This window comes from Calidithermus chliarophilus DSM 9957, assembly GCF_000430045.1.
Lineage (GTDB): Bacteria > Deinococcota > Deinococci > Deinococcales > Thermaceae > Calidithermus > Calidithermus chliarophilus.
On sequence record NZ_KE387025.1, the window covers coordinates 198621 to 216474 of the forward strand.

Annotated in this window: 16 protein-coding genes and 1 CRISPR repeat array; of the genes, 5 read left to right on the forward strand and 11 right to left on the reverse strand. The window is 67.6% G+C overall.

From position 1 onward, the window contains the following. The first annotated feature begins 258 nt into the window (after positions 1-258). Positions 259-525 (forward strand): hypothetical protein, encoded by a 267-nt coding sequence (locus MEICH_RS0115915; protein ID WP_027893426.1) that lies wholly within the window; start codon positions 259-261, stop codon positions 523-525. A 110-nt stretch (positions 526-635) separates the two neighbouring features. On the opposite strand, the gene MEICH_RS25535 is transcribed toward MEICH_RS0115915, so the two are convergent. The 11 genes from MEICH_RS25535 to cas4 form a co-directional block, all read right to left on the reverse strand. Beyond that, positions 636-1124 carry a helix-turn-helix domain-containing protein gene (locus tag MEICH_RS25535; protein WP_036219477.1) on the reverse strand — a complete coding sequence of 163 codons (489 nt, stop codon included), beginning with the start codon at positions 1122-1124 and terminating at the stop codon, positions 636-638. A gap of 15 nt (positions 1125-1139) precedes the next feature. Next, a complete protein-coding gene (locus tag MEICH_RS0115925) occupies positions 1140-1481 on the reverse strand; it encodes a type II toxin-antitoxin system RelE/ParE family toxin (RefSeq protein WP_027893427.1) in 342 nt (113 codons plus the stop codon). A gap of 368 nt (positions 1482-1849) precedes the next feature. After that, positions 1850-3271, reverse strand: a complete 1422-nt coding sequence (locus tag MEICH_RS25540) for a glycoside hydrolase family 13 protein (protein ID WP_051304271.1) — start codon at positions 3269-3271, stop codon at positions 1850-1852. A gap of 4 nt (positions 3272-3275) precedes the next feature. Further along, positions 3276-4097, reverse strand: coding sequence for a carbohydrate ABC transporter permease (locus tag MEICH_RS0115935; protein WP_027893428.1), 822 nt, complete (start codon positions 4095-4097; stop codon positions 3276-3278). Beyond that, positions 4087-5013: a carbohydrate ABC transporter permease gene (locus MEICH_RS0115940; RefSeq protein WP_027893429.1), complete on the reverse strand. Its 927-nt coding sequence runs from the start codon at positions 5011-5013 to the stop codon at positions 4087-4089. The genes MEICH_RS0115935 and MEICH_RS0115940 overlap by 11 nt, the downstream gene beginning before the upstream one ends. A gap of 16 nt (positions 5014-5029) precedes the next feature. After that, on the reverse strand, positions 5030-6262 hold the full coding sequence (locus MEICH_RS0115945; protein WP_027893430.1) for an ABC transporter substrate-binding protein: 1233 nt from the start codon (positions 6260-6262) through the stop codon (positions 5030-5032). An 86-nt stretch (positions 6263-6348) separates the two neighbouring features. Beyond that, entirely contained in the window at positions 6349-7356 is a 1008-nt protein-coding gene (locus MEICH_RS0115950) for a LacI family DNA-binding transcriptional regulator (protein ID WP_027893431.1), read from the reverse strand. Between the two features lie 203 nt (positions 7357-7559). Then, positions 7560-7754, reverse strand: a complete 195-nt coding sequence (locus MEICH_RS0115955) for a hypothetical protein (RefSeq protein WP_157202857.1) — start codon at positions 7752-7754, stop codon at positions 7560-7562. Between the two features lie 128 nt (positions 7755-7882). Next, positions 7883-9356: direct repeats of the CRISPR family, unit length 38 nt; unit sequence GTTTCAATCTCCTACGGAGTATCTCGAGCTTAAGCCCC. 242 nt (positions 9357-9598) lie between these two features. After that, entirely contained in the window at positions 9599-9880 is a 282-nt protein-coding gene (gene cas2, locus MEICH_RS0115960) for a CRISPR-associated endonuclease Cas2 (RefSeq protein WP_013159785.1), read from the reverse strand. A 9-nt stretch (positions 9881-9889) separates the two neighbouring features. Continuing rightward, positions 9890-10942: a CRISPR-associated endonuclease Cas1 gene (cas1, locus tag MEICH_RS0115965; protein ID WP_027893433.1), complete on the reverse strand. Its 1053-nt coding sequence runs from the start codon at positions 10940-10942 to the stop codon at positions 9890-9892. Continuing rightward, entirely contained in the window at positions 10942-11514 is a 573-nt protein-coding gene (cas4, locus tag MEICH_RS0115970) for a CRISPR-associated protein Cas4 (protein ID WP_027893434.1), read from the reverse strand. Before cas4 ends, cas1 begins: the two co-directional genes overlap by 1 nt. A 178-nt stretch (positions 11515-11692) precedes the next feature. Here cas4 and MEICH_RS0115975 point away from each other — a divergent pair, with 178 nt between their 5' ends. The 4 genes from MEICH_RS0115975 (at position 11693) to MEICH_RS0115990 (ending at position 17847) form a co-directional block, all read left to right on the forward strand. Then, a complete protein-coding gene (locus tag MEICH_RS0115975) occupies positions 11693-12661 on the forward strand; it encodes a helix-turn-helix transcriptional regulator (RefSeq protein ID WP_027893435.1) in 969 nt (322 codons plus the stop codon). A gap of 235 nt (positions 12662-12896) precedes the next feature. Next, entirely contained in the window at positions 12897-15449 is a 2553-nt protein-coding gene (locus MEICH_RS0115980) for a CRISPR-associated helicase/endonuclease Cas3 (RefSeq protein WP_027893436.1), read from the forward strand. Continuing rightward, on the forward strand, positions 15440-16843 hold the full coding sequence (locus MEICH_RS0115985) for a hypothetical protein (RefSeq protein WP_027893437.1): 1404 nt from the start codon (positions 15440-15442) through the stop codon (positions 16841-16843). The genes MEICH_RS0115980 and MEICH_RS0115985 overlap by 10 nt, the downstream gene beginning before the upstream one ends. Further along, on the forward strand, positions 16840-17847 hold the full coding sequence (locus tag MEICH_RS0115990) for a DevR family CRISPR-associated autoregulator (RefSeq protein WP_027893438.1): 1008 nt from the start codon (positions 16840-16842) through the stop codon (positions 17845-17847). The genes MEICH_RS0115985 and MEICH_RS0115990 overlap by 4 nt, the downstream gene beginning before the upstream one ends. Positions 17848-17854 lie beyond the last annotated feature (7 nt).

Genomic DNA, 17854 nt, shown 5'->3' on the forward strand with positions numbered 1-17854 from the left:
CTTACGCGAGGACCATGCCCAGGCCCGTGGCGCCCTGGCCTTCAACCTTTGTGCCCTGCGGGCTTTCGTGCTGAACTGCCTCAACTACCGCAAGGTCCAGGCTAAAAAGCCGCCCTGGAAGCCTTCTCCTTCAACCCCCTCTCCGCTTTGAGGTTCCTGGGGTTGCATACAAAAGATGTATAGCGGTCAAGTCTGTTCCCCCGCCCTACATCCGAGCAAAAGGCCGAGATAGAGAAATGGGCCAAGTATCTCGACACGGTGCGCTCGTCCTTACTGGCCTCGGACCCCCAGGCCACCCTCACCAGCCTCTACAACCAGCTCGAAGTCCTGCGCGACTCCCGCGCCCCCTCGAGCCCCGTCTACCCCCTGCTCATCGCCCACCAGAAGCTCGACCAGGCCGTCGCCGCGGCTTACGGCTGGGAGTGGCCTCTAAGTGAGGAACAGATCCTCGAACGCCTCCTGGCGCTCAACCTCGAGCGCGCTGCTGCCGAGGGCTTGGCCGAGCCGGAGCGTGAGCCTGCGTAAACAGCGAGGTATTGCCCTAAGGGTTAGGTTAATCTCGATCTCTAAGCCTTTGAGCCCGGCTCGAGCACGGCCACTGCCGGGCCGCGGTCGGCGGTACTGGTGCCAAGGGACTACTCCATCCCGGGCTCGCTCGGGATCTTCGAGCCCCGAGCCACCAGCACCGGCCCGCCACGGGGGTCCTTGGGAACGAAGCGCAACTCCAGGGTGTAGCCCATCGCCTCGGCGAAGCGCTCGAGGGTCTGCACCTCCACGGCCTGCCCGGCCTTCTGGACCTGGGCCACGCGGGGGTTCGACACCCCCACCCGCTCCGCGAGCTGCCTCTGGGAGAGGCCGCTGACGGCCTTGGCGAGGGCGATCAGCGCCCCGGCGTCGGCGGCCTCGAGGGCCTCCACCCCGACCTCGCGGACGATCTCCGCCACGACGTCGTGCCGGGCCTCGGCCGGGTCCTCCGGCTCGCCCCAGTCGGGCTCGGGCTCCGAGAGCAGCCGTGCCAGGCGCTCCTGCTGCTCGGGGGAGAGGTCGTCCCACCCGCTGAAGAGCTCGCGCAGGGGCTTGACCCGGTCACCGGTGTCGTGGGGGGGTTTCTTGGTCTTAGCCATAAAGCCTCCTTCTCGCTACCTCCGGTAGGCCTCGAGCATCGCCGCCACCTCGTCCAGCAGGGCTGCACTGGCCCGGTCCTCCCGCTTGCACTCGGCCCGGCACAGGTAGGCCGTCCCACCGAGCACGAAAAAGTAAACCCGGGCCCCGCCGACCGGGGTGCGGGTTTTGAGCTCGTACAGCCCGCCGCCGAGGTGCTTGATGTAGCGGCTGGCCTGCCCGTTCTCACGGAGGTCAGCCACCATGCGGATCATCGCACCCACGCACCCGCCCCGGCCTGAACGGTTCAGCGCCCGCATGTCCTCGATCACCGGGATGCGCTCGGGGTTGGTGGGGTCGGCGGCGGCGATGACTCGCATGAGTTAAGTCTAGCATTATCACCTTGATAAGTCAAGAGTTATCACCGCATGGCGGGCTTCTCCGGGGACGTTGCCGAGAACTACCCATGCCGTACCCATAAATTCAGGGGTGTCAAGCTATATCCCGGTTGACTCCGTGGGGCGACTTGTGGGCGGAAAAAGCTGTTCCCAAGCGGATATATGGGGCGGGATACATCCGGGATATAGCCCAAAGCTTGACCTGCAAAGACGCTGCGCCTGACCGAGGCTAGCGCACAGGCTGGCGGCCGGGACTCGAGCGGGGGTTTGCGCTCGGCGCCCATGCACCTTTCAGGATAGCGCCCGGGCGGAGGAGGCTGATGAAGCCGCCCCTCCGCGGGCGGGGCCGTTCAGCGGCCCGGGTCTTCGGCCACGGCGGGGTCAGGGCCCAGACGCCCGGCCTCGAACAACACCCACGCCCCGCGGGGTTCCATCGGGGCCAGGCGGACATGCCCGCCCTCGACCACGTAGTCCTGGCAACGCAAGGCTTCGATGAGCCGGGTTCCCTCGGTAAAGCTCACCGGAAGGGCGAGTTCGCGGGGCACCCGGGTGTTGTTGAGCACCACCAGCGCCCGTTCCCCGCCCAGCACCCGGTAGAAGGCGAACACCCGGTCCTCGGCGTAGGCCACCTCGAAGGCGCCCCGCCTCAGCACGGGGTGCGCCCGGCGCAGGGTCAGCAGTTGGCGCACGGCGGCGCGGACCTCCGGCTTCCAGCGCTCCGGCTCCCAGACCATCGGGCGGCGGCAGTCGGGGTCGTTGCCGCCCTCCATCCCGTTCTCGTCGCCGTAGTAGAGCATCGGGGCGCCGGGGTAGGTGAGGAGGAAGGTGAAGAGGAGCTGCACGGCCTCGCGGTCGCCGCCGCACTCGGTGAGGATGCGGGAGGTGTCGTGGCTGCCCAGGAGGGTCAGCATCCCCCACTCCGAACCCTCGGGCAGCCGCTCGCGCAGCAGGGTGAGGGCGCGGGCGAAGCTGTCGGCGGCCAGGGCGTTCTTGAGGAAGAAGTCGAAGAGCAGGTCGCGCAGCCGGTAGTGCATGGCCCCGTCGAAGGTGTCGCCCTGCAGGAAGGGCCAGGGGTCGCGCCACTCCTCGGCCACCAGGTAGGCCTCGGGGTAGCGCGCCTTCACCGCCTGCCGCAGGCGGCGCCAGAAAGGGGGCTCGAGCTCGTAGGGCACGTCCATGCGCCAGCCGTCGATGCCGCGCCCCAGCCAGTGCAGCACCACCTCGTTCACGAAGGCCTCGACCTCGGGGTTCTTGGCGTTAAGCCGGGGCAGCCAGCCCACCCCGCCGCAGGTGGCGTAGTTGGGCAGCTCCGGCCGCAGGGGGAAGCCGTAGGGCATGAACCAGTCGCGGTAGGGCGAGCGCTCGCCCTTCTCGAGCACGTCCTTGAAGGGCGCGAAGCCCACGCCGCAGTGGTTGAACACCCCGTCGAGCACCAGCCGCATGCCCCGCTTCTTGACCTCCCGCACTAGGCGGTCGAAGGTGGCGTCGTCGCCGAAGTGGGGATCAATCTGAAAGTAGTCGTAGGTGTCGTACTTGTGGTTGGTGGCGGCCTTGAAGACGGGGGTCAGGTAGAGCGCGTTGCACCCTAAGTCGGCGACGTAGTCCAGGCCCTGGGTGACGCCCTCGAGGTCCCCCCCGAGGAAGTTGTCGCGGGTGGGGGCCGCGCCCCAGGGCTCGGTGCCGGGCGGGTCGTTGGCGGGGTCGCCGTTCCGGAAGCGCTCGGGGAAGATCTGGTAAAAGATGGCGTCTTTAACCCAGTCGGGGATCTGCACGGCGCTACTCCTTGAGGCCGGTGTTGGTGATGCCGGCGATGAACTGCCGCTGCGCGGCGAGGAAGGCCAGGACGGCGGGCAACGTGACGATGGTGGCGGCGGCGCTGAGCAGCGTCCAGAACACCCCGTACTGCCCCTGGAACATCGCCAGGCCCACCTGCACGGTGCGCATGTCCGGCGAGTTGGTCACGATCAGCGGCCACAGGAAGTCGTTCCAGGCGAAGAGGAAGGAGAAGATCGCGCTAGCCGCGATCACCGGGGTGGACAGGGGCAGCACGATGCGGAAAAAGATGGTCAGGCGCCCAGCTCCGTCCATCAGGGCGGCTTCCTCGAGCTCTCTGGGCAGCGAGAGGAAGAACTGGCGGAAGAGGAAGATCGCGAAGGCCGAGACCGCCCGCGGGACGATGAGGGCGTTGTAGGTGTCGATCCAGCCCAGCCAGTTCACCACCAGGAAGCTGGGGATGAGGGTCACGGGGAAGGGGATCATCATGGTGCCCAGCACCCCGAAGAACAGCAGGTCGCGCCCCGCGAAGCGCATCCGGGCGAAGGCGTAGCCGGCCATGGCCGAGAAGAGGGTCTGGGCGAGGACGATCCCCGCCGTCATCACCGCGCTGTTGAGGAAGAAGCGGGGGAAGGGCGCGGCCTGCCAGGCCTTGGCGAAGTTCTCCCACTGGAAGTGCGCCGGGAACAGCAGAGGGGGCTGGTACAGGGCGCTCTCGGGCTTGAGCGCGGTGGTGAGCATCCACAAGAAGGGCATGGCCGAGAGGAAGGCCCCGCCCGCGAGCAGCAGGTGGACGAGGGCGGTCCGCAGCGCCCTAGCCTTCACCCTGCCCCCCTCCCCGGGTCAGCCGGAACTGGGCCACGGTCACGGCGAAGATCAGCGCGAACATCACGTAGGCCACGGCCGAGGCGAAGCCCAGCTCGCTGTAGCGGAAGCCCTGCCGGTAGAGGTAGTAGCCCAGCACGTCGGTGCCCCCCAACGGCCCGCCCGAGGTCATCACGTAGACGAGGTCGAAGACCTGGAAGGCGTCGATGAGGGCGGTGACGACCAGGAAGAAGGTGGTGGGGGCGAGCAGGGGGAGGGTGATGTGGCGGAACTGCTGCCAGGGGCCCGCCCCGTCGAGCTGGGCCGCCTCGTAGTAGGCCCTGGGGATGCCCTGCAGGGCCGCCAGGTAGACCACCATGTTGAAGCCCACCCGCTTCCACACCCCCACCACGACCACCGCCGCCAGGGCCCAGGAGGGGTCGCTGAGCCAGGAGGGCCCCTCGAGGCCCACCCCCGCCAGCCCCCGGTTCACCACCCCCTGGGTGGGGTCGAAGAGGTACTTCCACACCACTCCGCTGGCCACGGTGGGGGTGATCACCGGCAGGAAGTAGAGCACCCGGTAGACGGCCTGCCCCCGGATGGGCTGGTTGAGCAGCACGGCCACCCCCAGGCCGAGGGCCAGCGCTAAGAGGGTCACCCCGCCCGCGTAGAGCAGGGTGACCCGGAGCGAGTTCCAGAACTCCCCGGAGGCCAGCAGCCGCGCGTAGTTGGCCAGCCCCACGAACTCGCGGGTGGGGGAGAGGCCGTTCCACTCGAAGAGCGAGAGGTAGAGCGAGTAGAGCGCCGGGTAGAAGTTGAAGGTGCCCAGCACCGCCACCGTGGGCAGCAGGAAGAACAGGGCAGCGGGCCACTCGCCCAGGGTTCGCCCCCACCGCGAGGCTTTGGAAGGCGTTTTCTGGAGGCGAACCCCGTTCACCGCAGGCTCCTCAGCGCTAGCGCAGCAGCGGCGTGACTTCCTGGGCCGCGCGGTCGAGCGCCTCCTTGGGGCTCAGGCGCCCCAGCAGCGCTTCCTGGACGTACCGGGCGAAGACGTCGGAGATCTGGGGGTAGCGGGCCACCGGCGGGCGGGGCTTGGCGAAGGCCATCGAGTCGACGAAGGGCCGCATGAGGGGGCGGGCGTTGCTCACCCAGGCCCGGTAGGCCGGGTCGTTCGCCACCGAGCGGCGCACCGGCAGGAAGCCGGTGCCCCGGTCCCACTCCACCTGCACGGGCGTGCTGCTGAACCAGTTGATGAAGTCCCAGGCGGCCTTGGCCGTGGCCGCGTCGGCGTTCTGGAAGATGAAGATCTGCTCGCCGCCCATGTTGGTGGCCGGGCGCCCGCCCGGGGCGAAGGGGAAGGCGGCCGCCCCGAGCTCGAAGTTGACCTGCTGCGGGAAGAACTGCGTCATCCACGAGCCGTCCATCACCATCGCGGCCTCGCCGCGCCCGAAGAGGCCCCACGGGGCCACGGGGGCCACCTTCTCCTTCTGCACCAGGTCCACCAGGAACTGCAGGGCCCGCACGCCCTGGGCCGAGTTGAAGGCCGGGGCGGTGTTGTTGGCGCCCAGGAACTCGGCCCCCGCACCCCAGAAGTACACCTGGGTCTGCCAGGTGGTGCCCTCGCCGCCCTGGGTGAAGAGCTCGAGGCCCCACTTGCCGGTCTTCTCCTTGATCTGCCTGGCGTAGCGCAGCAGCTCGTCCCAGTTGCGCGGGGGGCGGTTGGGGTCGAGCCCGGCAGCCCGGAAGAGGTTCTTGTTCCAGAACAGCCCGAGGTTGGAAGCGCTCACCGGCAGGCTGTAGCGCTTGCCCTGGTAGAGCCCGTAGACCAGGGGCCCGGGGAAGTAGTCGGCGAGGTTGAGGTTGCTCTGGCGGATGTGGTCGTCGAGCGGGGCCAGCGCGCCGCTGCGGGTGAGCAGGGGCATGGCGACGAGGTCGGAGATGGCCATGGTAGGGGTCTGCCGGGCGGTGATGGCGGTCTGCAGCTTGGTCAGCAACTCCCCGCCGGGCACGAACACCGCCTCGATGGTCACCCCGGGGTGCTCCTTCTGGTAGCGCTCGATGAGACCCTGCAGGACCTGCCCGTTGGTCCCGTCCCAGTAGTGCCAGAAGGTGAGCTTCTGCGCCGTGCCCAGGCTGAGGAGCGCGACGGCGGTGGTTGCGATCACCTTGAGCCAGTGTGCTTTCATACCTTCCTCCTTCTCGACAGCGGGTTTATATACGATCGGCGGCTCCCTGGCGGCGTGAGCTTCAGCCCCGGCAAGCGCCTCACCCCCTAGACCCTGGACGACTCCCGCACCACCAGCCGCGGGCTGAGCACCCGGTGGGTGACCTCGGCGGTGGGGCGCTCGAGCCGTTGCAGCAGTAGCCGCGCGGCCAGCCCCCCCATCGACTCGATGGGCTGCTTCACGGTCGACAGCCCGTAGGCCTCGGCCCAGGGCTGGTCGTCGTAGCCCACCAGCCGCACCTCGCCCCCGACCTTGATGCCCTTGTGGGCGAACTCGTCGATGAGCCCCTGGGCCAGCAGGTCGCAGGTGGCGAAGATGTTGGCCGGGCCGTCGAGCCTGCGCAGGATCTCCTGCGCCGCCAGGCGCCCGCCGTCCCAGCTGAACTCGACGGTGACGACGTGGTCCTTGGGCAGCTTGACCGGGCCCTCCTCCAGGGCCCGGCGGAAGCCCCTGAGGCGCTCGCGGAAGACGCCGCTGGCGAAGGGGGTGTCGAAGCGCTCCTCGATCATGACCACGAAGGTCGGGGCGGGGCGCTCGAGGAGGTGCCGGCCCGCGAGGTAGCCCCCCTCGACGTGGTCCACCGTCACGCTGTCGTAGGCGGTGTGGGCGATGTCGACGAGGACGGTGGGCAGGTCGGCGGGGATCTTGCCGCCCTCGAAGAGGCGGTCGGGGTTGAGCGAGGCCAGGATCAGGCCGTCGGCGTTGTAGGGGGGGGCGGAGGGGTTGCGGTAGCGCTCGAGGCGGCGCGGGCTCAGCAGGGGGAAGAGCCCGGCGTCGTAGTCGCGCTGGGCGAGCCCCTGGTCGATGCCGTTGATCAGGCGGTTGTAGAAGTCGGTGCCGATCATGGGCAGCAGGACCGAGACCGACTGGGTCTTGCCGGTGCGGAAGGTGCGGGCGGCCTGGTTGGGCCGGTAGCCGAGCTGCTCGACGGCGCGGTGCACCTTGGCCCGGGTCTCCTCGGACACGTCGCGGTAGCCGTTGAGCACCCTGGAGACCGTGCTCACGGCGACCCCGGCGAGCTGGGCCACATCCTGGATGGAGACGCGTGTGTTCATGACCCCCTTTCGGCGACGTAGCGTGGGTGACGTGCCAAAATCGTTTCCGAAATCGTTTTTGTGCCTTGAATATAGACCCTGCTCCCCGGGTTGTCAATAGGGCCCCCGGTCAGGGCGGCCGGAGGGCGACGGGGACGCGGCAGGACGGGGGACGTGCCTGCGGGGCCGGCCGCACCCCGCACGACCCACGCCGAGGAGGCCCGCTACTTCGCGGCGGGGTTGCCCTCGCGCAGCTTGGCCGTCTCCTGCTGCATGATCCGGGTGCTCGCGCTGATGAACTCGAGGATGGTCTGGAGCTGCTCGTTGGTGAAGCGCGCGGTCAGCTCCGTCCAGGTGCTGTTTCGGCTGATCTCCTGATAGAAGCGCTCGAGCAGCTCTTCGAGCGGTGTGAGGCGCATGGCCGAGTAGGGGAGAGCCACCGGATGGGGTACGGGAAGCTCTAAGGCTGGTTTCTAGAGAGCCTGTTTCCTACGGAGTACCTCGAGCTTAAGCCCGGGCTGGTGTTCGGCCTGCTGGCCTACGTACTGTTTCAATCTCCTACGGAGTATCTCGAGCTTAAGCCCGCCTACGGCTACGCGGCGGAGAAGGCCAACAGGTTTCAATCTCCTACGGAGTATCTCGAGCTTAAGCCGCTCCCTCCAGGGGCGGGAACACCGTGACGAGGTTAGGTTTCAATCTCCTACGGAGTATCTCGAGCTTAAGCCCGGAGTTTTTTCGCCAGCGACTCGGCGCTGCTGCTGGTTTCAATCTCCTACGGAGTATCTCGAGCTTAAGCCCCGGCCAGGCTCGGCGCGGCGAAGCGGGCGTCGGTCTGGTTTCAATCTCCTACGGAGTATCTCGAGCTTAAGCCCCACGGAAAAGAACCCCACAACCCCACGCCCGAGTTTCAATCTCCTACGGAGTATCTCGAGCTTAAGCCCCCTCCGCCACCGAGCGGTTGAAGGCCAGGTACAGGTTTCAATCTCCTACGGAGTATCTCGAGCTTAAGCCCCAGCACGATGGCCTGATCCCCTTTGTCCCGGAAGTTTCAATCTCCTACGGAGTATCTCGAGCTTAAGCCCCCAAGGCCGGCCTCGACGCCGCCGCCGAGAAGGAGGTTTCAATCTCCTACGGAGTATCTCGAGCTTAAGCCCGTTAGCCCGCCGGGGTCGGGAAACTTGAAGTCGAAGTTTCAATCTCCTACGGAGTATCTCGAGCTTAAGCCCCCCCGGCCAGCATTCCCCTAAGGGGCCATTTGATGTTTCAATCTCCTACGGAGTATCTCGAGCTTAAGCCCCTGGAGCACTTCCTGGAGGAGGCCCTCGCTCAGAGGTTTCAATCTCCTACGGAGTATCTCGAGCTTAAGCCCAGTCGCTCGATGCGCTCGTCCTCGAGGGCGTTGTTTCAATCTCCTACGGAGTATCTCGAGCTTAAGCCCCCCTCCGCGCCCGCGGTCCGGGGCCTCACCCTCATGTTTCAATCTCCTACGGAGTATCTCGAGCTTAAGCCCCCACTCCCGCCCCTTGGCCCTGTGGGCGGTGGAGACGTTTCAATCTCCTACGGAGTATCTCGAGCTTAAGCCCCGGCATGTCCGACCAGGTGGCGCTGGTCCCCCCGGAGTTTCAATCTCCTACGGAGTATCTCGAGCTTAAGCCCCCAGGTAATCCGGCCCCAGCACCTCCTGGTTGGTGCCGTTTCAATCTCCTACGGAGTATCTCGAGCTTAAGCCCACCGTTTTTCCAGGAGCAGTAGCCGATGTGGCTGAGGTTTCAATCTCCTACGGAGTATCTCGAGCTTAAGCCCCCGGGGTGCAGGTGGACTGGCGCTGGCAGAACTTCGTTTCAATCTCCTACGGAGTATCTCGAGCTTAAGCCCCGTCGCTTCGAGCGAGGAAGCCCTCAGTCGGCTCATGTTTCAATCTCCTACGGAGTATCTCGAGCTTAAGCCCCGGCGGGCGTCGGAGCCGTCGGGCGAGAGGGTGATGTTTCAATCTCCTACGGAGTATCTCGAGCTTAAGCCCGGCCCCCCGAAAAAGGCAAATGCAGGTCGGCCTTCTCGAGCCTGAATTCGCACGCAACCTCGAGCACGCCCTCGAGCCAGCGCCTCGCGGAACCTCGAGGGGCCGTTTTTGCCGTCGGGCACGGTGACGCACACGACGCCTGACCGAGGCGGGCACTCGAGATGGAATTTGGCCTGCCGGGGACGGGAAAAACCCCGGCCCGGGGGCCGGGGGCGGGTGAAGCGGCGTTCGCGCTCGAGGGCTCTAGATGAACTCGGGCTCGTCCAAGCGCTTGACGGCCTCGTGCCCGATGCGGTAGGTGCGCCCCACGGCCTCAGGGGGGAGGAAGTAGACGGCCAGCACGTCCTCGTCCTTGTCCACCAAGTTCTCGATCCTGGCCTTGAGCAGCGCCCAGTGCTCGCGGCGGAGCCGGCACTCGAAGACGCTGAACTGCCGACGTTCGCCGAAGCCTTTGAGCAGGCGGGCGAGCTTGGCCCGCCTGGAGTCGGACGGGGTGTCGTAGGCCACGATGGCGTAGAGTTCCATGCTGCACCCCTAGCGCACCGTGAAGGGCTCGTAGGCGGGTAGCTCGCCCATCAGGTGCTTGACCAGGACCCGTGCTTGCACCAGGACCGTCTGGCGGTAGCTGTAGGCTTTGCCCAGCAGCGGGTGGCGTACCCGGTCGGTGAGGCGCTCCTCCCAGGCCCGCAGGAACTTGGGGAACGACTCCTTGCGGAGCTTGGGGTAGCCCTCGGCGTCGTCGAAGTCCTCGAGGGTGAGCCGGCGGTTGTTGAGCAGCGACAGCACCACCGAGTCGGCCAGGATGCTGCGGAACTCCTCCATCAGGTCGAGCGCTAGGCTGGCCCGCCCGTAGCGGACCTCGTGCAGGTAGCCCACGTAGGGGTCGAGCCCGGCGACCTGCAGGGCACTCTCGCACTCCTTGGCCAGGAAGGTGTAGGCCAGCGAGAGCAGGCTGTTGGCGGGGTCGCGCGGGGGGCGGCGGCTTCGCTCCGAAAAGCGGAAGCCCTCCGGGAGCAGCGCGGCGTAGGAGCGGAAGTACACGTCGGCGGCGTTGCCCTCGAGCCCGCGCAGCGCCCCCTCGTCCGCCGCCTTGTCGAGCTCGCCGATGGCCCACCGGATCTCCTCCCAGCCCTCGGCGCCGTTGCGACGCAGCAGGGTCAGGCTGTTGCGAAGCTTGCCGAGCACGAAGCGCCGGGCCAGCTGGTGGGGGCTTCGGGCACGCCGGCGGTGCTGCCCGTTGCGAAGCTTGCCGAGCACGAAGCGCCGGGCCAGGGCCAGCTTGCGCGTGGGGTCGAGGTGGGCGGCGAACTGGGCCACCCGCGCCGGGGCGTTCTTGGCGGGGGTGCGGGTCAGCCCCGCGAAGTACCTGCCGCCGGTGGAGACGTAGTGCAGGCCGATGTTCTCCTCGGCACAGTGCTTGAGGAGGGCGGGCGTGACCACCGCGTTGCCGAGCACCACGATCTCCTCCACGCCGATCAGGGGCTTCTCCAGCAGCGTCTCGCCACCGCCCGGGCCCCGCTTCGAGACCTTGAGGGTGCCGCCGTCCTTGGCGAGGTAGCCGTCCTCGAGCACGTAGACCACGCCCATCAGCCCCCGCCCCCCTCCCGGCGCAGCAGCTCGGGCTGGCAGGCCTCCCGGGTGCTGCACCCCGCGCACTTGCTGGGTGGTACCGCCACCCCCGGCGGCCTGGGGCTCCGCAGGAGCTGGCGCATGTGGGCCACGGCCGCCTCGGCGCGGCCTAGCAGCTCGGGGGTGAGCGCCACCTCGCGGCGGGTCCGGCTGGCGTGGTAGTAGACGGCGCCCCGGCGCGCCCGCTCGCCGCACGACTCCTCCAGGCACAGCGCCTGGGCGGCGAGCTGCACGGCGTCGGAGTCGTTGGCCTGCGGGAAGGCCCGCCCCTTCTTGTACTCCACCAGCACGGGCTCGCCGCCGGCGTACTCGATGCGGTCCACCACCCCCACCAGCCCCAGCCGGTCCGACCAGACCCACACCCCGCTGCGCTCGCCCCGCTCGGTATAGGCCCGAGTGTGTAGGTGGTGTCCCTCGATGACGTGGTGGTTGCGGTGGACCTCGCCCAGGACGTACTCGAGGTAGAACCGGCGGGGGCAGAAGACCGCCGTGTTCACCTTGGAGACGGGTAGGTAGTGGGCCTCGTCCATAGGCCAGCTTTAGCAAAGCCTTGTCGCAGCATCGGGCGAATTCGAGGCCCCGCGAAGCTCGGCCGGGAACGATGAACTTGGTCCAGGCCCCGGATCGGTCATGATTAGCTAAGAACGGATCGCAATTGCCGGAGCGGGCGGCCTCGAGCCCCACGTCGCCGGTTGTGTGAGGACCGCCATGACCAACGAGAACGACATCCGCCTGATCCAGCGCCTCGAGGGTGGCGCGGCGCTGAGCGCGGTCGAGTTGGCGGAGCACTTGGGCATCAGCCGGGCCAGCGTGTACCGGGTGATCCAGCGCTGTGAAAACCGGGGCTACAACATCGTGCGCGAGCGCGGCCGCTTCCGGCTGGCCAGCCGCGACCGCGACGCCGGGCGCTTCGAGTTCAGCCTCAGCGCGCAGCAAGCCCACGACCTGGTGGCGGCGGTGGAGAGCGTGCGCCGCCTCACGCCCTATGCTGCTGAGGCCCTCGAGGTCTTGCGCAAGACCCTCATCGGCAGCAAGCTCGAGCGCCCCTCGGCCGTCTACTACCATTCCTACGACGAGATCGACCCGGAGGTGTACCCGCGGGTCGTGGCGGCCATCGAGCAGCGCAAGGTGCTCGAGCTCACCTACAAGCCCACCAACGTCAAGCGCAGCCTCAGCCAGCACACCTTCGAGCCCTACCGGATCATTTTCTGGAACGGGCACTACTACCTCGCCGGCCGCAGCCGCACCTTCAGCCACAAGCCGGGCGGCGGCCTGATGCACCTGCGCCTCGACCGGATCCTCGAGGCCAAGGTCGCGGTAGCCTGGCGCGAGGGCCAGAAGGTGCCCGACACCCTGACCTTCCCCGAGCCCGACTTCGACCCTCAGGCTTACGTCGAGCGCAGCTTCGGGACCTTCGGCGGCGACGGCGAGCCCGAGGAGGTCGTGCTGCACTTCCCGGCCCACAACGCCAAGGCGGCCGCCGAGGTCCAGCGCCACCCCAGCCGGGAGCTGCTTCCCCAGGACGACGGGTCGCTGATCTACAAGCTCACGGTGCCTATAACCGAGGAGTTGGTGTGGTGGGCAGCCTCCTGGAAGGGCCTGCGGGTCCTCGCGCCTGACCACCTGCGCGAGAAGGTGCGCCGGCACTGCCTCGAGCTTGCCTACCTGAACCAATGAGCTGTCCCCGGGCCAGGTCGCGCGGCGGGATCACCCCCTCACGCTTGGCGGGGCCGTCATCCCCGCGCGCGATCACGAGCCGGGGTAGCAGAAAAGGCACCCGTCTGGACTGTGCAGTGACATTTAACCCTTCCCGGTATTTCAAACTGGGTATAGTTCACCTGCAATACGGAACTTTTCCTTGTCGCCCGACGCTGCGACAAAGGTTTTGCATCGTGAATAGAGCGGAGGTTCGATGGATTTCCGGACGTTCCAAACCAATACAGCAAACGCCCTGATGAGGGGAAGGTCGGTGCTGCTCCATGCCCCTACAGGTATAGGGAAATCCGTGGGGAGCGCGCTGGGCTTCACCGAGGCATTGCCGGCCGGTCCGGCCGCCCCTGCTCGCGACGCCCTTTTGGGGACGCGGCTGCTGCACGTCCTCCCGATGCGGGCCCTGGCCAACAGCGTGGCGAAGGACATCGCGGGGCTGCTCGAGCGGCAGGGCTTCGGCGAGGCGTACCGGCCCGCCATCCACCACGGTCAGCAGCAGGAGAGCGAGATCTTCGCCGAGCGGGTAGGGGTCACCACCATCGACCAGTACCTCGCGGGGTTCGCGGGGGCACCCCTGAGCTTCTCCAGCAGGAGCGGGCACGCCGTGGCGGGGGCGATCGTGGCCTCGTACAGCGTGTTCGACGAGGTGCACCTCCTGGGGCCCGAGCGCGGCTTGCCCCTGTTGTACGCCGTGCTGCAGCAGCGCAAGCGCTGGGGCCTGCTCTCGACGGTGATGACGGCGACGCTGCCGAAGTCGGTGCGCACGTTCCTGGCGGAGCAGGTGGGCCTGGAGGCCGTAGAGCTGAGCCCCGCCGACGTCCAGGCCCGCGACGGCTGGCGGAGGGTTACCTTGAGCCTCGAGGAGGTCGAGCGGCCCGCCGAGCGCGTCCTCGAGGAGTTCAAGGCCCACGGACGGGTGATCGCCTTCGTCAACACCGTCGACGCCGCCGTCGAGCTTTACCGGCAGCTTCAGGCCCGGCTCGGCCCCGAGGAGTTGTTCCTGGCCCACTCCAACTTCGCGCCCAGCCACCGCAAGGCCGTCGAGGAGCGCCTGCTCGAGGTCTTCGGCCGGGGCTCTACGGCCCGGGCCGTCTGCGTCCTCACCCAGGTCGGCGAAGCGGGGATCAACATCTCCGCCCCGGTCGTGCTCTCCGAGCTCGCCCCCGTCGACAGCCTGATCCAGCGGGCGGGGCGCTGCGCCCGGTTCGACACCCAGCCGGAAGGCCGGTTCGTGGTCTACCGGCCCAGACGTGAGCGGAGCCACATCCCCTACGGCGAAGACCTGGTGAAACGCACCGAGGCCGCCCTGCACAACCGCGGCGACAGCTTCCGGCTCGACTGGACCGCCGAGAACGAGCTGGTGGATGAGGTCTTGGACGCCTACTACGCGCACTTCATCCGCGGCGAGAACGTCAGCCGCAGGGACGCCGAGATCAAGAAGGCCAGAAAGGGCGAGCGGGTGGAACTGCCGCAGCCCGCGCCGAAGACGAAGTCCATCACCATCGCGGACGCGCTCGGCCTGCTCGACCAAACCTTCCACGGCCGCAGCGCGGACGTGCTCGAGGGCACCCTGCGCGAGATCAACAACGTTCAGGTGGTGGTGGTCAGCGAGCCTCCCCGGAATGCCGCAGGCGCGGAGATCGTCGGGGCCGAGGGCGGGGCGAGCCTCTCGGAGTTCGAGCGCTACCTCGCACAGCAAAACCTGCTCAAGCCCTACCAGCGCGACACCCTCGAGAGCATCCCGGTGAGCTACGGCCGCTTCGCCCGCAGGCTCGAGGAGCAGGACCTGTGGGAGCTCAAGCTGGTGAAGGAAGAGAGGTACGACAAACCCCTCTACGTGCTGCAGCGAGCCGAGCGGGTGCGGCCCAACCGCACGTACCTTCTGACGCAGGCCGACGCGGGCTACTCACCCACCGTGGGCCTGAGCTTTGGCGAGGTGGACTACGTGGAGCCTGTCCACGGCCTGATCACGCCCGTGGTGCCCCGCCTCAGCGAACAGACCCAGCCGCCCAAGCACAACTTTCAGAGCTGGCGGGAGCACTGCTCGAGGGTCTACCGCGCCGTGGACTCGATGCTGAAGTCGAAGTACTCGGCCTGGATCTTCCACATCGCCGAGCAGATGCAGGCGAGAGGGGCGTTGGAAAGCGCCGAGCAGTTCGCCCAGACCCTCGAGAGCATGGTCCGCCTGGCCGCGCTGCTGCACGATGTCGGGAAATTGAGCCGGGGCTGGCAGCGAGAAATCGGCTGGAGGGAAGGAACAGGCGAGGGGTTCTGGGCGAAAAGCAAGGAGGGGGTGAGGGTCGGGGAACTCCCGCCCCACGCCTTCCACGCCCTACCCGCCTTGCGCTACCTGTTCTGTCAACTCGGCGTGGTCGACGAGCAGGGCAAGGTAGACCGGCTGGCCGAGCTGATCGCCCTGGCCGCTTCGCGGCATCACTCGCTGGGCGACCCGGACGGGATGCTGAAATGGCAGCCCTTCGAGCTGCACGAGGGGGTTCTCGAGGAAATTCGGCAGCTCCTGCGGGACGAGCTCGGCGAGGACTCCGAGCCGATACAGGCGCTGATCACCCCGGGGCTTTTCGACCACATCAACGACGCCAGTACTTACGAGCTGAAAGAGGGGAAACACACCTACGTCCTCGACACTCCGAGCCCATCCGAGGACTACTACCCCTTCTACGTGCTGGCCAGCCGGATGATCAAGGTGGGCGACTGGGAGGCGAGCGGGGAGCGGGAGGTGGAGCTGTGCCGCTGAAGTTCGGACGGCTGGGCGTGGCGACCAAGACCTACTACGTCCAGAAGACGGGTTTCCCCTTCTACGACGCCTGCCAACTGGTGGGGGCGATGCACCTGTTCTTCGGCTCGGGGGCCTCGAGCCTGCGCGACCTGCGCACGCACTGGGAGCTTTCCGGCCCCGTGGCGGGGGCCAACCCCGCCAACTACGGCGAGCGCCTCAAGGGCAAGGGCTTGGAACGCGTGGAGCAGACGACACTGGTCGTCTTAGACGAGCTCGAGGTCTCCCGGGGCGAGGTCGAAGGCTTTTTCGAGGCCAGGCCCCCGAAGGCCGAGGTGCTGAAAAAGGCCAAGCAGGAGGGCGTTTTGCGCTACCTCGAGCCCGCCTGGCAGATGGGAGCCCGCAGCCCCGACGCTGCCCGGTACGGGGCACTCGCGTTCGAGCGGGGGTTGCCGAGCAAGCGCCCTCTCCCTGAGATCCTGGTAGCAACCTTGGGGCTCACCCAGGCCGCCCTGGCCTACGGCAACGGCGAGGTCACCACGGTGCTGCCTGTGTTGGAAAGCTCGGTCCAACCCATGACCCCTTTCATCACCTTCAAACAGCGCTACCAGCACCGCGCTGGCGGCGCGATCTCGGCGGTGTTCGCCGCGCTCGGGATCCTTGCCGACCTCGGCCTGAGGTACCGCATACAGGATTTCGCCTTCGCCTACCACGGCGGGAGGGGGTTCTACTACAGCGGCCTCCTCGGGCTGCACCGGTTGTGCGCGGCCTTCGCGGGCGTGAAGGAATTCGCCCACGAAGCCCTGGGCTACCTCGAGCGCACCCGCAGCCTCGAGGCGGGCGTGCCGCTCGACCTGGCGCGGCTGCTGGCGGACTTCCTCAAGAACCCCTCGATGGACACCCTGGCGGCGATGGCGCGGGCCAAGGCGAGGGTGCTGGTAGACGAAAGTCTGCCCGTTAATGTGCGGGGCTATGTGCGGGCGGCGGCTAGTGAGCTTTTGGGAACCCTGGTGTCGATACAGGAGGCAATGAGAATGGCAGAAGCTAGGCAGATCCCACCCCCCAGCGAGGCCCTGGTGAAGGCACTGGGCGAGGTCTTCCGCGGTGAGCGCGAGGGCGCTTGGATCGGGGCGTACATCGGCCTCGAGCGCGCCGACAAGCCCGAGAAGTTCTACGCGGAGGTCGCCAAGATCCTCTCGAGGGCACTCGCGAGGGCGGAGAAGGAGCGGAAATGGCTGGCGAAGAACCTCAAGGAGGCCATGGACTCGCTGAGCTCTGAGGAAGTTCTGTCGGCCCATGACCAGCGCACTTTCCCCGCTCATAAGACCGCTTTCTTGCTGCGCGTGCTGGCCAGCATGAAGTATCAGCCCGCCAAACTCGAGGCCGTCGAAGCCGCCCAAGGAGAAGAAGCATGAATTACACCAGCCTTTCGATCAGCTTCCGCATCGGCCTGGCGTTCCACGCCATGAACAACGAGGGCAGCAGCGGGACCAACGTGATGGAGCCGCGGCGCATCAGCGTGGGCGGCCATAATTACGACGGCATCTCGGGCGAGATGGTCCGCCGCCACGTCTTCGAGAACCTGGTCCAGATCGCTAAGGCCAGGGGCCTCCCGCTCTCGCCCGACGGCGAGGGGCTGCTCCCGGACCGCGCCAAGCGGGTCATCAAGGCCTACCTTGGCGGCCCGGCCAGCGAGGTGAAGGGGAAGGACGGGGTCTTTGAGCTCGAGCCCGCCCACCTCCCCCTGGTCACCAAGGCCGCGCTCGAGGGCTGCGCCGTCACCGACATCGGCGGCTACCTGGCGGCCTTCGAGTCCAGCGAGAAGGTGAAGGGCGCCACGCCAAAGCGCGATTCGGTCTTCGACGTGGGGTGGCTGATCTCCGAGGAACCGGCCGTCGTGGAGTTCTCGCAGCACGCCGCCTACCGCCCCGACGGGCAGCACAACCTCTTCACCCAGAACATGCGGGCGGCGGTGTACGGCGGGGTGGCCCGGCTCGACCTGGGGCGCATCGGCTACAACGACTGGGCCTGGCTCGCGCCGGACCGCAACGACCTCCACCTGAGCGACGAGCAGCGTCGCCAGCGGGCGGCGGCACTGCTCGACGCCTGGGAGCAGTGGCTGCTCTCCCCGGCAGGGGCGAAGCAGGCCGGCTGGTTGCAGCACACGGGGCAGCTCGAGGGCGTCCTCGTGCTCTCGAACTTCGGGCCCGCCCCCTTCCGTTCCCCCATCGAGGTCGAGCTCAGGTACGACGCCGAGGGCAGCCCGCTCGCCGAGCGCATCAAGCCCAACCCGCGCTACAGAGCCGAGCTCGCCACGCTGGCAGAGGCCAAGCCCGGGCGCTACCGCGCGCTCGAGTTCGACGACCTGGCCGGTTTGGCTAAGGCTTTCGACCAGGCCCGGGCCGCGATCGGCCTGTAGGAGCGGC